Annotated in this window: 14 protein-coding genes; 10 read left to right on the plus strand and 4 right to left on the minus strand. The window is 59.9% G+C overall.

Features of this window, described 5'->3' with window-relative positions:
* Positions 1–19 precede the first annotated feature (19 nt).
* Complete coding sequence (locus tag K0F75_RS12545; protein ID WP_219062182.1) at positions 20–1,510, minus strand: helicase HerA-like domain-containing protein; 1,491 nt, start codon at positions 1,508–1,510, stop codon at positions 20–22.
* Positions 1,511–1,671: 161 nt separating this feature from the next.
* Between K0F75_RS12545 and K0F75_RS12550 the strand changes: the two genes are divergently transcribed.
* From K0F75_RS12550 to K0F75_RS12560, 3 genes are read left to right on the plus strand one after another with little or no spacing between them, the layout of a single operon-like run.
* A complete protein-coding gene (locus tag K0F75_RS12550; RefSeq protein ID WP_219062183.1) occupies positions 1,672–2,784 on the plus strand; it encodes a glycosyltransferase family 1 protein in 1,113 nt (370 codons plus the stop codon).
* Complete coding sequence (locus K0F75_RS12555; protein ID WP_219062184.1) at positions 2,777–3,547, plus strand: DUF2334 domain-containing protein; 771 nt, start codon at positions 2,777–2,779, stop codon at positions 3,545–3,547. Before K0F75_RS12550 ends, K0F75_RS12555 begins: the two co-directional genes overlap by 8 nt.
* Positions 3,544–4,539 carry a lysylphosphatidylglycerol synthase transmembrane domain-containing protein gene (locus tag K0F75_RS12560; RefSeq protein ID WP_219062185.1) on the plus strand — a complete coding sequence of 332 codons (996 nt, stop codon included), beginning with the start codon at positions 3,544–3,546 and terminating at the stop codon, positions 4,537–4,539. Before K0F75_RS12555 ends, K0F75_RS12560 begins: the two co-directional genes overlap by 4 nt.
* Here K0F75_RS12560 and K0F75_RS12565 read toward each other — a convergent pair whose 3' ends face one another.
* Both K0F75_RS12565 and purU read right to left on the minus strand, forming a co-directional pair.
* Entirely contained in the window at positions 4,540–4,722 is a 183-nt protein-coding gene (locus K0F75_RS12565; protein ID WP_219062186.1) for a hypothetical protein, read from the minus strand.
* A 102-nt stretch (positions 4,723–4,824) separates the two neighbouring features.
* Positions 4,825–5,676 carry a formyltetrahydrofolate deformylase gene (gene purU, locus K0F75_RS12570; protein WP_219062187.1) on the minus strand — a complete coding sequence of 284 codons (852 nt, stop codon included), beginning with the start codon at positions 5,674–5,676 and terminating at the stop codon, positions 4,825–4,827.
* A 362-nt stretch (positions 5,677–6,038) separates the two neighbouring features.
* Here purU and mvaT point away from each other — a divergent pair, with 362 nt between their 5' ends.
* Positions 6,039–6,416 carry a histone-like nucleoid-structuring protein MvaT gene (mvaT, locus tag K0F75_RS12575; RefSeq protein WP_219062188.1) on the plus strand — a complete coding sequence of 126 codons (378 nt, stop codon included), beginning with the start codon at positions 6,039–6,041 and terminating at the stop codon, positions 6,414–6,416.
* A gap of 124 nt (positions 6,417–6,540) precedes the next feature.
* Here the strand turns inward: mvaT and sbcB are convergent, their stop codons facing one another.
* A complete protein-coding gene (gene sbcB / locus K0F75_RS12580; RefSeq protein WP_219062189.1) occupies positions 6,541–7,971 on the minus strand; it encodes an exodeoxyribonuclease I in 1,431 nt (476 codons plus the stop codon).
* 191 nt (positions 7,972–8,162) lie between these two features.
* Between sbcB and K0F75_RS12585 the strand changes: the two genes are divergently transcribed.
* Genes K0F75_RS12585 through K0F75_RS12610 form a run of 6 tightly spaced genes read left to right on the plus strand, consistent with a single transcriptional unit; the run spans position 8,163 to position 14,993 of the window.
* On the plus strand, positions 8,163–8,888 hold the full coding sequence (locus K0F75_RS12585; protein ID WP_219062190.1) for an RDD family protein: 726 nt from the start codon (positions 8,163–8,165) through the stop codon (positions 8,886–8,888).
* Entirely contained in the window at positions 8,885–9,865 is a 981-nt protein-coding gene (locus tag K0F75_RS12590; protein WP_219062191.1) for a stage II sporulation protein M, read from the plus strand. The genes K0F75_RS12585 and K0F75_RS12590 overlap by 4 nt, the downstream gene beginning before the upstream one ends.
* Positions 9,852–11,441, plus strand: a complete 1,590-nt coding sequence (locus tag K0F75_RS12595; protein WP_219062192.1) for a DUF4129 domain-containing protein — start codon at positions 9,852–9,854, stop codon at positions 11,439–11,441. The genes K0F75_RS12590 and K0F75_RS12595 overlap by 14 nt, the downstream gene beginning before the upstream one ends.
* On the plus strand, positions 11,438–12,631 hold the full coding sequence (locus tag K0F75_RS12600) for a DUF4350 domain-containing protein (RefSeq protein ID WP_219062193.1): 1,194 nt from the start codon (positions 11,438–11,440) through the stop codon (positions 12,629–12,631). The genes K0F75_RS12595 and K0F75_RS12600 overlap by 4 nt, the downstream gene beginning before the upstream one ends.
* An 11-nt stretch (positions 12,632–12,642) precedes the next feature.
* Positions 12,643–13,653, plus strand: a complete 1,011-nt coding sequence (locus tag K0F75_RS12605) for a MoxR family ATPase (protein ID WP_219062352.1) — start codon at positions 12,643–12,645, stop codon at positions 13,651–13,653.
* Positions 13,650–14,993: a DUF58 domain-containing protein gene (locus K0F75_RS12610; protein WP_219062194.1), complete on the plus strand. Its 1,344-nt coding sequence runs from the start codon at positions 13,650–13,652 to the stop codon at positions 14,991–14,993. Before K0F75_RS12605 ends, K0F75_RS12610 begins: the two co-directional genes overlap by 4 nt.
* Positions 14,994–15,017 lie beyond the last annotated feature (24 nt).

Genomic DNA, 15,017 nt, shown 5'->3' on the forward strand with positions numbered 1-15,017 from the left:
GCTTTTTTTGAGCCAGGAATTACGGGCGTTTCTTCGCCCCGCCCAGCAACGACCCCATCAAGCCCCGCACCAATTGCCGGCCGATCTGATTGGCAGCCTGGCGCATTGCCGTTTTCATCGCTTGCCCCGCCAGACCGCCGAGGAACGCCCCCGCCTGGTCGCCAAAGCTGGATTCTTCCTTTGCGCCTTTGACAGGCACGTCTGAATCAGTTGGCTCCGCGACCCTGCGCGCCATCAGCATCTCGTACGCAGACTCACGATCAATCGGTTTATCGTAGCGCCCGGCCAACGGCGATTGCGCGATCAAATTGGCGCGCTCAGCCTCACTCAATGGCCCGATACGCGACTGTGGCGGGGCGATCAACACACGCTGAACCATGGCCGGCGTGCCTTTGTCTTGCAAGGTGCCGACCAGCGCCTCACCGATACCCAGTTCGGTCAGCACCGCCAAGGTGTCGAAATCCGGGTTAGGCCTGAAGCCGTCAGCCACGGCGCGCAGTGACTTTTGCTCTTTGGTGGTAAACGCGCGCAACCCGTGCTGAATGCGCAAACCCAATTGAGCCAGCACATCGTCGGGCAAATCGCTGGGCGACTGAGTGACGAAATACACCCCAACCCCTTTCGAGCGGATCAAACGGACCACTTGTTCCAGCCGCTCCTGCAAGGCTTTAGGGGTGTCGGCGAAGAGCAAATGGGCCTCATCGAAAAACAACGCCAGCAGCGGTTTATCACTGTCCCCACGCTCTGGCAGCTGTTCAAACAGTTCCGCCAACAACCACAGCAGGAAGGTCGCATACACCTTGGGTGCTTCATGCACCAAGCGGCTGGCGTCCAGCAGATGGATGCGCCCACGACCATCGCTGGCCGGGTGCAGGATGTCCTCGAGTTGCAGCGCGGGTTCACCGAACAACGCCTCTGCACCTTGCTGTTCCAGCACCGCCAGGCGTCTTAGTAACGCTTGGCTGGAGCCGGTCGTCAGCAGCGCGCTGTCCTCGCCCAACAGCTCAGGCTGCTCCCTCAAATGATTGAGCAGCGCCTTCAGGTCCTTGATATCCAGTAACAACAGACCTTCGCGGTCGGCCACCTTGAATGCCGCGTAAAGCGCTGACTGCTGACTGTCGGTCAACTCCAGCAAACTGCCCAGCAGCAATGGCCCCATTTCAGTGAGGGTGGTGCGCAACGGATGGCCTGTCAGGCCATGGATATCCCATAGGGTCACCGGATAAGCCTGTGGCCGATGATTGAGCCACGGCATGCTGGCGATTCGTTCCGCGATTTTGCCCTCAGGGTTGCCTGCCGCACCCAAGCCGCAGAGATCACCTTTGATGTCCGCGGCAAACACCGCAACACCAGCTTCGCTGAACGCTTCGGCCAGACGCTGCAAGGTGACAGTTTTCCCCGTTCCGGTAGCGCCCGCCACCAAGCCATGACGATTGGTCAGGCGCATGGCCTGGGTGATCGGCCGCCCGTTCAGATCGCTGCCGAGAAAGAATTGCTGAGAGTCAGGCATGTATTCACCCCTGGTTAAATCCGGATAGGCAACCGTCATACAAGTAGAGCAGAAAGTTTAAGTTCGGCGCGGCCGTCCAGCGCCCTGCTTTTGTGCACCGAACATCTATTCTTGTCAGTGGTCAACCTTAGGAAGGCTCCCACACTGGAGGGATTATTACTGTGCATATCGCTGACATGACCATGTTCTACGCCCCTGCCAGCGGTGGCGTGCGTACTTATCTAGATGCCAAACATCGTCGCCTGGGGCGTTATCCAGGCGTTCGTCACAGTCTGTTGATCCCCGGCGCCAGCCTGAGCCACAAAGACGGGATCTATAAGGTGCCGGCTCCGGCCCTGCCCTTCAGCAACGGTTATCGCTTCCCCTTGCGCCTCGCACCCTGGCGCAATGTCCTGCACGACCTGCATCCCGACGTGATCGAAGTCGGCGATCCTTACCTGACGGCGTGGGCCGCGCTGGATGCACGCCGCGAACTGGATGTGCCGGTCATTGGCTTCTATCACTCGGACTTACCGCTGCTGGTGAGCAACCGTATCGGCAACTGGCTTGGCACCAACGTCGAAACCTACGTCAGCAAGTTGTATAACAATTTCGACCGGGTCCTGGCCCCCAGCACCATCATGGCCGACAAGTTGATCCGGTTGGGCGTCGAGAATGTGCACGTGCAACCGCTGGGCGTGGACCTGGTGACGTTTACACCCACCCTTCGCGATCCGGGCCTTAAAGCCGAGCTAGGCCTCAACGAAGCCACCCGCCTGCTGATTTTTGCCGGACGCGGATCGCGTGAAAAAAACCTGCCCGTGCTGCTCGACTGCATGAAACGGCTGGGCGCCGACTATCACCTGTTGCTGGTCGGCTCGCACATGCCCGATGCGGTTCCGGACAATGTGTCGGTCATCGGTCACTTCTGCCCGGCCAGCGAAATCGCCCGTTTGTTGGCCAGTGCCGACGCCTTGCTGCATGCCGGCGATCAGGAAACCTTCGGTCTGGTGATTCTCGAAGCCATGGCCAGTGGCATTCCGGTAATTGCCGTGGCAGCCGGCGCATTTACTGAAATCGTGCCTGAAACATGCGGCTTGCTCTGCGCGCCGAACAATCCGTTGGCCATGGCCAGCGCCGTGCGAGAGTTGTTCAGCCACGACAGCGCGCAAAAAGGCGATCAGGCGCGGCACTACGTCGAACAGCGATATGCCTGGGACACCGTGGTCGAGGGCCTGCTCGAACATTATCAAGCCGTCCTGGGCAGTCGCTTACCGGTGCTCGCTCATGGCTGACATCGAACGTAGCGTATTGCTGGTGCTGCATGATGTAGCGCCCGAAACCTGGGCCGACTACCAGCCGTTTATCCAGGCGGTGGACGCGCTGGGCAATATCCCCATGACATTGCTGGTGGTTCCCGACTTCCATAAACGCAATCCGGTGAGTGCCGACCCTCACTTTCAGCGAGTGCTGGAAAATCGCCTGGCCTGCGGCGATGAGCTGGCACTGCATGGCTACTACCATTGCGACGACGGCCCGCCGCCGCGCACTCCGCACGACTATTTCATGCGGCGTATTCTCACGTGGGAAGCTGAGTTCTATGCCCTCGACCGCGAGCAGGCGTTGACCCGCCTGCTCGCAGGTATCGAATTATTTCAACGTATGGGCTGGCCGCTCCATGGGTTCATTGCCCCTGCCTGGCTGATGAGCGAGGGCACGCGAGACGCCTTGCGCAGCCTGCCTCTGCAGTACACCAGCGATGCTCAGCATCTGTATCGGCTGCCGGATTTTACCCGGATTGAAGCGCCGGGCATTGTCTGGAGTGCGCGCAGCGCTTGGCGTCGCGGCGTGTCGAAAATCCTCAGCGACCGCCTCGAACACAGGTTTAAGGCAGCATCGACCATTCGACTGGGCTTACACCCGGTCGATATGCGCCATGAGTATGCCCGTCACTACTGGCTACAAATCCTGAAAAGACTGATCGAGAGCGGCCGCACGCCCATGACCAAGGCTCACTGGCTTGCCGCACAGCATCCAGCCATGAGGTCAGCCGCGTGAAACGACTCGCCTGGTTATTGGCAGGGCTGCTCACCGCCCTCCTGATTCCGCTTGTGTTGGGCGGCAGTGAGATGTTCCTGCGCCTGAGCAGTTTCCCCCTGGACCTGTTGCTGGGGATGCTCGGCATGATCGTGGCGTGCTGGGGCTTGAACGCACTGCGCTTGCGTCTATTGCTGGGGGACAGCGTGGGCGGGTTAAGCCCGTTGAAAAGCCTTGGGGTGGTCATGGCCACCGAGTTCGCGATTTGCGCGACGCCGGGCGGCAGTGGCGGGCCACTGACATTGATGACAGTGCTGTCGCGCAATGGCGTACGCCCGGCTAAAAGCAGCGCGGTCTTCGCCACTGACCAACTCAGTGATCTGCTGTTCTTCCTGTGCGCCCTGCTTGGCATTCTGCTGTATGCGCTGTTTCACGAACTCAGTCAGAAGCTGGAGTGGATGCTCAGCCTGAGTGCGATTCTGATGCTTGGCGGATTGTGCCTGGGCATTGGCTTCGCCCGCTATCATCGGCAGATCATCAAACTCAACGGGGGCCTGCTCAAACGCCTCAACACCACCGCCACGACTCGTCGGCACTGGGCACGCAAACTGCTGCACTTTCGTGATGCGTTTGTCGACACGCTGAAGATGCCTCGGCAAAAGCTGGCGCAGGTGTTCGTGCTGACCTGCCTGCATTGGGGTTTGCGTTACAGCGTGCTGTATCTGGCCTTGCGCGGTTTGGGCGTGGACATCCAGTGGGCCTGGAGTTTTCTGATTCAAATGCTGTCGCTGAGCGCGGGACAGCTGAGCCTGTTGCCGGGTGGCGCAGGCGCTGCAGAGCTGACATCGGCGGCACTGCTGGCCCCCATCGTGGGTAAGTCCACGGCCGCTGCGGCGATCCTGATCTGGCGGGCGGTGACGTACTACTTTTACTTGATCGCCGGTGGGCCGGTGTTTTTGCTGCTGGTCGGACGACCGTTGCTGAATAAGCTGATGCGCCTCAAACACGCCTGATTATTTTTTCGGCGTGTCCGTTGGCGCCTCAGGTGTCTGTTGCAATTGCTGCCAAAGCTCGACGGCGCCGTCGAAGTCCGCACCATCCTCTGGCCTCAGGGCGTCCGGGTCATAACGATTCAGGCAGCCCTCGCCAAGCGTGGGTGGTGCGCTTGATGTGGCTTTGTCGAGTGGATCGGTCACCTTCGCCTCCATCGCTACGCCTTCGCGAATACATTCACCCCCACGGTAAACCTGTGTGGGCGCGGATTTATTCGCGAATGGCGGTCAGTCAGGTCCTTGAGACTAGTCGAACACGACCGTCTTGTTCTGATGCACCAGCACCCGATCTTCCAGGTGGTAACGAAGCCCGCGGGCCAACACCATCTTTTCCACGTCGCGACCGAAGCGCACCATGTTTTCGATGCTGTCACGGTGGCTGACGCGCACCACGTCCTGTTCGATGATCGGACCCGCGTCGAGTTCCTCAGTCACGTAGTGACAGGTCGCGCCAATCAGCTTCACGCCACGCAGCGAAGCCTGGTGGTACGGCTTGGCCCCCACGAACGACGGCAGGAAGCTGTGGTGGATGTTGATCACCCGATGCGCATACTCACGGCACAATTGCGGCGGCAGAATCTGCATGTAACGCGCCAGCACGACTACGTCCGCCTCATGGTGCTTGACCAGACGCGAGACTTCAGCGAACGCCGGCTCCTTGTCCTTTGAGTCCACCGGAACATGGTAATAGGGGATGTTGTGCCACTCGACCATGCTGCGCAGGTCTTCATGGTTGGAAATCACGCAGGCAATTTCGCAGTCCAGCTCATCGGTGTGCCAGCGGTGTAGAAGATCCGCCAGGCAGTGCGATTCACGACTGGCCATCAACACCACGCGCTTCTTCTGCGCCGAGTCCGTGACGCGCCAGTCCATGGAGAACTCTTCGGCAATCGGCGCGAACGCCTTGCGAAATTCTTCAAGTTCCAGAGGGACTGTATCGGCACGAATCTCGTGACGCATAAAGAACCAACCACTGAGATTGTCCGAGTGATGGCTCGCCTCGGTAATCCAGCCATTATAGGCGGCCAAAAAGTTACTGACTTTAGCAACGATGCCGACGCGGTCCGGGCAAGCAATCACCAGCCGAAAAGTGCGCATGAGGGAAAAACTCCAGAACTTCGCAAAGGCCGCCATTCTAGCGATTACGCAGGAAAACTGCAGTACTCCTCTCGCCGAGCCTGAAACCGCCGTGGCTATTGAGGCATCGCGTCCCCAGGCAACACCGTTTCCCCTGATAGCGGTCCCGTCAGTGCCGATAGAGGCCTTGCATTAAAAAGGGCCATTATGGCGATATCCTTTAGCGCCCACGGTGCAATATCTAATGTTGTCGCGCTGTTGCGCAGGGCCGATTTTATAAATAATTGCCCTAAAACTTTTCTTTAATGTTTACTTGATCAAACTGTCTGACTATTATTGCGTCACTGTGTCCCTGCCACCCTCTGAACATAAGGTACCCCTTCATGTCCCTGATCAACGAATACCGTGCCACGGAAGAAGCCATCAAAGAACTGCAAGCCCGTTTGAAAAGTCTGTCGCAAGACGACAAACTGCAAACTGAGCTGGAATTCGAAGGCAAACTGCGCACCCTGATGGGCGAATATCAAAAATCGCTGCGCGACATCATCGCGTTGCTTGATCCAGAATCCAAAGTTAACAAGACTCCACGCGGCGCCGTGAAGACTACCGGCACCAAGCGTGCACGCAAGGTCAAGCAGTACAAGAACCCGCACAACGGCGAAGTCATTGAAACCAAAGGCGGCAACCACAAGACTCTGAAAGAGTGGAAAGCCAAGTGGGGCGGTGACGTAGTTGAAGGCTGGGCAACTCTGCTGGGCTAAGTGAATACCGGTCGTCAGCAATGACGGCTCATAAAAAACGCCAGCTTGCTGGCGTTTTTTATTACCTGTCGTTTAGGGCCCGCCGTGTATTACAAAAAATGTCTCCCTCCAGCCAGGCGGCCCTTCAGAGGCTGAAGCGCGCGCGCAGTTGCTGGGCATAATCCTGCCATTGGCTCAATACCTTAAGCTGAGCCGGTGTAGCACTAAGGGATAACTCAACCAGGGATTTTGTAAAACTTTGTAATGTATTAGGCGCTCCGCTCTCAGCCCGCGATAAGCGCTGCTGACAAAAGGCATGCCAACGCTGTTGCTCCTCGGCAGTCAAGGTCTCGGCAAAGTTCCTCGCGCGGTATCTGAATAATAATTCAGGCAGACGCTCATCATCAAAAGGCCATTCGTCTCTGGCCAACTGTTCCGGCTCGGCAGTGCGTACTTGCTCACACAACCGTCGATCACGATCACCGAGGAACCCGTCATATAACTGCTGCTCCGGGTCTTCACTGGGCGTAAAGTTTTCACGGCCATAAACGGCTTTCACTTTATCCTGCCAAAGTTCCTGCGCGTCTGTTAACTGCTGCGCGCGCGCCTGATAGTGGGCCATGTCCAATTGCAAACGCTGCTGATCTTCGGCACGCAGCACGTTGAGCGGCGCGACCACCGGGCAGCGGTTTATATGCAAGAGCTTGAGCGGCACCGGCAATTCACCGTCGGCAAGATCATCTCGCCGGGTATATAAGCGCTGACGCAATGTATCGGCGTCCTGCTCAAGCAATGGCGCAGGGTCCTGGTGTAAATCACAGACAATCAGCGCATTGCGATTGTGCGGATGCCACGCCAGCGGCAATACCACGCCCAAGTAACTGCGCGCAGCGGAGAAGCGTCCGGAGATGTGAACCAGCGGCTGCATCAAACGGATCTGATCCTGCACTCGCTGTTTGCTGCGCAGCTGAAACAAGTAGTCATACAGTTTCGGCTGTTTCTCCCGAATCAAACGCGCCAAGGCGATCGTAGCGCGCACATCGGACAAGGCATCATGAGCCTGACCGTGATCGATGCCATTGGCCGCGGTCAGACGCTCAAGTTTCAAGGTCACTCGCCCCTCTTCCTCGGGCCAGACGATCCCTTCAGGGCGCAACGCATACGCCGTTCGCACGACATCGATCAAATCCCAACGGCTGTTACCGCCCTGCCATTCGCGCGCATAGGGATCGAAGAAATTGCGATACAGGCTGTAACGGGTCACTTCGTCATCGAAGCGCAACGTGTTGTAGCCTGCGCCACAGGTGCCTGGCGCCGACAATTCAGCATGCACCCGGGTCATGAAGTCGGCTTCACTCAACCCCTGTTCGGCCAGGCGGTCGGGGGTGATACCAGTGATCAGGCACGCTGCCGGGTGCGGCAGGATGTCCTCGCTCGGCTGACAGTAAAGGTTAATCGGCGCCGCGATCTCATTGAGCTCAGCGTCCGTGCGGATACCGGCAACCTGAAGCGCACGATCATTGCGCGGGTTGATGCCAGTGGTTTCATAGTCGTACCAAAAGATGCTGGAGGTCACGGGCTATTCCTGAACAGAAGACCGGCAAAGTGTAGGGGGTGCGCAGCATAAATGGCCAATCGGCTGATTCGGCTACGCGGCGGATACGCGTGCTCACACGTCTCGCGCCTGTCCGTTTGGAGAGTCTGGTTGCTTCGAGGGCCCGTGCTGGCTAGCATCGGGCTTTGTCTTCAGGCGTGTACCACTCGATAATGTCCTTCCCCCCCGCTTTGCCCAGGAGTGCTGCGCCGCACACGCCACTGGATACTCGCGCCCGCATCGAAACCCCGGAAGGCATCGATCTGATCCTGCGCCCTGCAGGCCTGGTGCCACGTACGCTGGCGTTTACCCTCGACCTGTTGGTTCGTGTGCTGGTCATGGGCGGGTTATTCATCTTCCTCCGCCTGTTCGATAAGTTCGGCATGGGCCTGAGCGCGCTGGTGCTGTTTCTGGGGACGTGGGGGTACATGGTCCTGTTCGAGGTGCTGAATCAAGGGCGCACTGTCGGCAAGCAGATCATGGGCCTGCGCGTGGTTCACGACGACGGCACGCCGATTGGCTGGTCGGCGTCATTGACCCGCAACCTGCTGCGTTTCGTCGACATGCTGCCCTTCGGTTACTTTCTGGGTGCCGTGAGCTGTCTGCAGCATCCCACCTTCAAACGTCTGGGCGATCTGGCCGCAGGCACACTGGTGGTCTATTGCGACCCGCCCAGCGTGCGCCCGACGCTGCCCCACGCATTGCCGCTGATTGCTCCATTCGCCCTGACCCTGGATGAACAGCGCGCGCTGCTGGGCTTCGCTGAGCGGCAGGCCAGCCTGTCCGCCGAGCGCACGCAGGAGTTGGCCGCGATTCTTGCGCAGCCCTTGCAAGTCCCCGCAGATCAAGCCGTCGCGCACCTCAATGGGATCGCTCGCGGCCTGCTGGGGCCGACATGAAGCAATCCCTGTTTGAAAGTCGCCATCAACCCGACTGGCAGCGCTTCGCCGAACTGCTGGACGCGCTGGAACACGGTAAAGCCGAGAGCAAGGCCTGCGAGGCATTCGCCAGCGACTACCGCCGAATCTGCCAGCAATTAGCCTTGGCGCAAGAGCGCGGCTACAGCAGTCATCTGGTCGACCCGCTGCAACACTTGGCGATGCGCGGCCATCAACAGTTGTACCGGCACCGCAGCCAGCTGGGTGCGCATCTGTTGAGTTTCGTCCTCGCCGACTTTCCGAGACTGGTCAGGACGCAATGGCGTTTCGTGCTGGTCGCCAGCCTACTGTTTTTCGGCAGCCTGATCGGCATCGGCCTGTTGGTGTATTTCTTTCCGGACCTGGTCTACAGCGTCGTCAGCCCCGCGCAGGTGACCGAGATGGAAAGCATGTATGACCCGACTGCGCGGCGCATCGGCGAAGCAGCGACGCGGGGCTCCAGCGAAGACTGGATGATGTTCGGTTACTACATCATGCATAACATCGGGATCGCCTTTCAGACCTTCGCCACCGGATTGCTGTTCGGCGTGGGCAGTCTGTTTTTTCTGTTCTTCAATGGCCTGATGATCGGCGCGGTGGCTGGCCATCTCAGCGGAATCGGTTATGGGCAGACCTTCTGGTCATTCGTCATCGGCCATGGTGCTTTTGAGCTCAGCGCCATTGCCCTCGCCGGTGCCGCAGGCCTCAAGCTGGGCTGGGCCTTGCTCGCGCCCGGGCCTCTACCGCGCAGTGAGGCGTTGCGGCTGGCGGCAAAAGTGAGCGTGCGGTTGATGTGCGGGGTGATGCTGTTTCTGCTGATCGCGGCCTTTATCGAGGCCTACTGGTCATCGATGACGTCTTTTCAACCGCTGACCAAATACCTGGTCGGCGCCTGCCTATGGGGGCTCGTCGGGGCGTACCTGATCTTCGCTGGACGGAGTGGCCATGCGCCTGACTGACGCCAGTGTCGTGATTCGCCCGCGCAATCCATGGGAAGCCATCGACCTTGGCGTGCTGCTGGCTCGCGAACATCGCGGCTTGTTGATGGGCAGTTGGGCCGCCGTCACGCTGCCGATCTTCGCCCTGCTCAGCCTGGTGTTCTGGAACTCTCCGACGATTGCGATCCTGGTGTTCTGGTGGCTCAAACCGGCCTTTGAGCGCCTGCCGCTACTGATACTTTCGCAAGCGATTTTTGGCTCGACGCCCAGCCTCAAGCAAGCCCTGAAGGCCTGGCCAAAAGCACTCAAGCCGCAGTTACTGGCCAGCCTGACCTGGCGCCGATTGAGCCTCAGCCGCAGCTTCAAACTGCCGGTGCAACAACTTGAACACTTATCCGGCCCGGCACGCCAGCAGCGCATCGGCATTCTCAGCCAACACAACCTGCGCGCCGCACGCTGGCTGACCTCGGTCGGCAGCGCACTGGAAATGACCTTGTGGCTCGGGCTGATGAGCGTCTTCTATTTGCTGATCCCGCAACAGGTCGAACTGAACTGGAGTTGGAACAGCCTGCTCGACATCGAAGGCAACTGGCACTGGCTCGAACACCTGAGCAATGCTTTTTATGCCTTAATCCTGATTTTCTGGGAACCGGTTTATGTGGCCAGCGGCTTCACCTTGTACCTGAACAGGCGCACCGCGCTGGAAGCCTGGGATATCGAACTGGTGCTGCGCCGTTTGCGCCAACGTCTGATCGGCAGCGCCTATGTCATGTTGATCGGCCTGGGCCTGGTGTTTTCAACGGCCACCCCGTCCGCCTGGGCCGCGGAGCAACGCTACAGCTGCCCATTGCCACCGCTTGATCCTGCATCACCCGAACATGCTCCAGCCGGGCCAGACAGCCCACGCCTGACTCATCAAGCACTGACCAGCAACGCCGCGCGTGACAGCATCAAGGCGCAACTGGCACTCCCGCCGTTCAAGAACCCCAAGACTGTGACGGGATGGCGCCTGATCGAAGACAAAGTGGCTACCAAAGCGGAAAAACCTGCTGATTCAGCACAGTGGCTGCTGCGCTTGATCAACTGGCTGGCGCGTATCGCCAACATGCTTGCCCATGTGTTTGAAGTCCTGCTGTGGGCCGGGGCGATCATCCTGGTCAGCGTATTGATCTGGCGATACCGGGCCTGGATCAGTACCTTCGTCAGCCGTCGCCAAGGCCCGGAAAAAATTCAACGCAACGTCCCCCGGCAATTGTTCGGTTTGCAGGTCAACGCCCAAAGCCTGCCCGATGACGTGGCTGGCACAGCCGAACGCCTGTGGGCCACTCAACCCCGCAAGGCCTTGGGCCTGTTGTATAGAGCACTGCTCAGCCGCCTGCTGACCGACTACCAACTGCCGCTGAAGAATGCCGACACCGAGGGCGAGGTGTTGCAGCAGGTTGCGCAGCTCAAACTGCTGGCATTACACGCGTACAGCCAACGCCTGACTGAACACTGGCAGAACCTCGCCTATGGCCATCACCTGCCCCCGGCGCACCTACAACAGGAACTGTGTGACGGCTGGCGACAACTGTTCGGTTCGGGGGCTCCCCGATGACCCGACGCAACGCACTGCTGATCGGCCTGCTATTGATAGTCGCGCTCGGGCTGGCCGGCCGTTATCTGTACACGCACCTGGAGCGCTATACCGAGGTCATCGATCAAGGTCCGTCACCTGAAGTGCGCGGCAACCCCTACCTGGCCGCCGAAAACTTCCTGCGCCAACGCTCGGTACCGGTTCAGGTCACCGATGCACTCCAGAACTTGCCCGACGCGCGTCAGGAGCCGCAGACCCTGATGCTCCTCGCCAGTCGCGAAAACATGACGCCCCGGCAAGTCGAGCGACTGCTGGACTGGGCCAAATCCGGCGGTCATCTACTGTTCGTCGCCGAGCAACTCTGGGATGAACAGAAAGGCCGCAGCGGCGACCTGCTGCTGGACCGGGTGCAAATTCACCAATTCCTCAGCGCGGACCTGCAAACACAGGACCGGGCAAAAGTCATCGTGCCCAGACAGCCTACCCCCTTGGCACCGACGGACTACCCCGGCCTGACCAAGCTGTATCTGGAAAACGAAGACGAACCGGCCTATTTCAGTTTCGATACCGAGTTCCACCTCGACGACCCTAGGGACCGTGCTCAGTCCTGGGCCAACAGCGGCTTGGCCACGCACATGATGCAACTGGCCTATGGCAATGGTTTGATCACCGTTTTGAGTGACAGCGACCTGTGGAAAAACAAGACCATCGCCCGCTACGACAATGCCTGGCTGCTGTGGTATCTGACCCAGGACAGCTCGGTAACGATGCTGCTGCAAACCGAGCACGCTGACCTGTTCAGCCTGTTGCTGCGGTATTTCCCGGAGGCGTTGACCGCACTGGTATTGCTGACCGGCTTGCTCCTGTGGCACGTCGGCCTGCGTCACGGCCCGCTGCAGGCTCCGGCTTCACGTGCGCGCCGGCAATTGACCGAACACCTGCGCGCCAGTGCCGACTTCCTGCTCAGACGCAGCGGTCAACAGGCCCTGTTGCGTGCATTGCAGCAAGACATCTTGCGTCGCGCCCGACAGCGTCATCCCGGTTTCGAACACCTCGGCGTCGCCGACCAATGGCAGGTGCTTGGGCGCCTGACGCGCCAACCCACCAGCGCTGTCAGTCAGGCCCTGCGCCCACGCCCCGCTCAGCGACTGTCCAGCGCAGAATTCACCCGCCAGGTTGCCCACCTGCAAACTCTCAGGAATGCCCTATGAGCGACTACCCGATGGACCCGCAAAGCAGCGCCGAGACAACGGCAGCGCCCGCCAATCAGGCCCAGCAACGCCAACGTGCCAGCCATCTGGCTCAGACCCTGCGCCAGGAGCTGCAAAAAGTCGTGATCGGCCAGAATACGGTGATCGACGACGTGCTGACTGCGCTGATCGCTGGCGGCCACGTGTTGATCGAGGGTGTTCCGGGGCTGGGTAAAACGTTACTGGTCCGCGCCCTCGCCCGCTGCTTCGCCGGGGACTTCGCCCGGATTCAGTTCACCCCCGACCTGATGCCCAGCGATGTCACCGGCCACGCGGTGTACGACCTCCAGACCGAACAGTTCAAACTGCGCAAAGGCCCGCTGTTCACCAACCTGCTGCTGGCCGATGAAATCAACCGTGCTCCGGCGAAGACCCAGGCCGCGCTGCTCGAAGCCATGCAGGAACGACAGGTCACCCTGGAGGGACGCGCCCTGCCGATCGCACAACCGTTCATGGTGCTGGCCACGCAAAACCCTATCGAGCAGGAAGGTACTTATCCTCTGCCCGAAGCTGAACTCGACCGCTTCATGCTCAAGTTGCGCATGGACTACCCGGACTCCGCCGAAGAACTGAGCATGGTCCGCCAGGTCACGCGCTCGACCAAAGCCGACATGCTCGATGTACAGCCGCTGCGCACCGTCCTGCAAGCCAAGGACGTGCTGGCCCTGCAACGCATTGCCAGTGAGTTGCCGCTGGACGAACAGGTACTCGATTACGCCGTGCGCCTGGCACGCGCCACCCGTAGCTGGCCAGGCCTGACCTTGGGTGCAGGGCCACGGGCGTCGATAGCACTGGTTCGCGGGGCACGGGCACGGGCCCTGTTGCGCGGTGGCGAGTTCGTGATCCCGGACGACATCAAAGGCTGCGCGCTTGCAGTGTTGCGCCATCGGGTCAGGCTCTCGCCCGAGCTGGACATCGAAGGGCTGTCGGTGGATCAAGTGCTCAAACAACTGCTCGATCAGGTTCCGGCGCCACGTCTATGAAGCAGGCGCTCAAGCCCTCTCGCTTATTGCTCGGCTGGCTCGGCGCACTGATGGGCCTGGCGGTGGTCCTTGGCACTTTGGACGCGTTGGGCATCGACCTTCCGGCGAAACTTTCGGCGGTAGGTTGGGGGTTGTTGATGGCGCTGATACTGCTCAGCCTGCTTGATGCCTGGCGGCTCACGCGCCAACCCTCGCCGCGCCTGCAACGTCAACTGCCGGGCAGTCTGGCGCTGGGACGCTGGAGCGAAGTGCGCATCACGGTCGAGCACAATTTCAGCCAGCCGCTGACACTGAGCGTGTTCGATCATGCGCCCGAGGGCCTGACCGTTGAAAACCTGCCGCAAAACATCACCCTGCGCCCCGGTGAACATGGCCAGCTTGGCTACCGTCTGCGCCCGCTGAGTCGCGGCCATTTCGGCTTCGAACGCTGCGAAATCAGCCTGCCCAGCACCTTGCGTTTATGGACCACGCGCCGCTATCTGCCGCTGGTCGATGCCACCCGCGTTTACCCCGACTTTGCTCGTGTGTATGGCGGCCAGCTAATCGCGGTGGATAACTGGATCAGCCAACTGGGCGTGCGCCAGCGTCAGCGTCGCGGCCTGGGACTGGAGTTTCATCAGCTGCGCGAATTTCGCGAAGGCGACAGCCTGCGCCAGATCGACTGGAAAGCTACCGCACGCCAACGCACACCCATCGCTCGCGAATATCAGGATGAACGTGATCAGCAGATCGTATTCATGCTCGATTGCGGCCGACGCATGCGCAGTCAGGATGGAGATCTGGCGCACTTCGACCATGCGCTCAATGCCTGCCTCCTGCTCAGTTACGTCGCGCTGCGCCAGGGCGATGCGGTGGGGATTACCACCTTTGCTGGCGAAAAGGACCACTACCTGGCACCGGTCAAAGGCTCGGGACAGCTGAATGTGCTGCTCAATAGCGTCTATGACTTGAAGAGCACACAACGTCCCGCCGACTACGGCGTCGCCGTGCGCCAATTGCTCGCCCGGCAGAAACGCCGCGCACTGGTGGTGCTGGTCACCAACCTGCGGGATGAAGACGATGAGCAATTGCTCGGCGCGGTCAAACAGCTGAGCCGCCAGCATCGGGTATTGGTCGCCAGTTTACGTGAGGAAGTGCTGGACAGCCTGCGTCAGACACCCGTGCAAACCTGGCAGGACGCCCTCGCCTACTGCGGCACCATTGATTTTTTCAACGCACGCGCAACTCTGCACGAACGTTTGAACGCCCACGGTGTGCCAGTACTGGATGCGCGCCCCGGAGAACTCGGGGCGCAATTGGTCAGCCGTTATCTGAGCTGGAAAAAGGCCGGCACGCTTTGAGTCAAGGCAGGTGAATGCAGTGCC

Source organism: Pseudomonas sp. UMAB-08 (genome assembly GCF_900095225.1).
Classification (GTDB): Bacteria; Pseudomonadota; Gammaproteobacteria; order Pseudomonadales; family Pseudomonadaceae; genus Aquipseudomonas.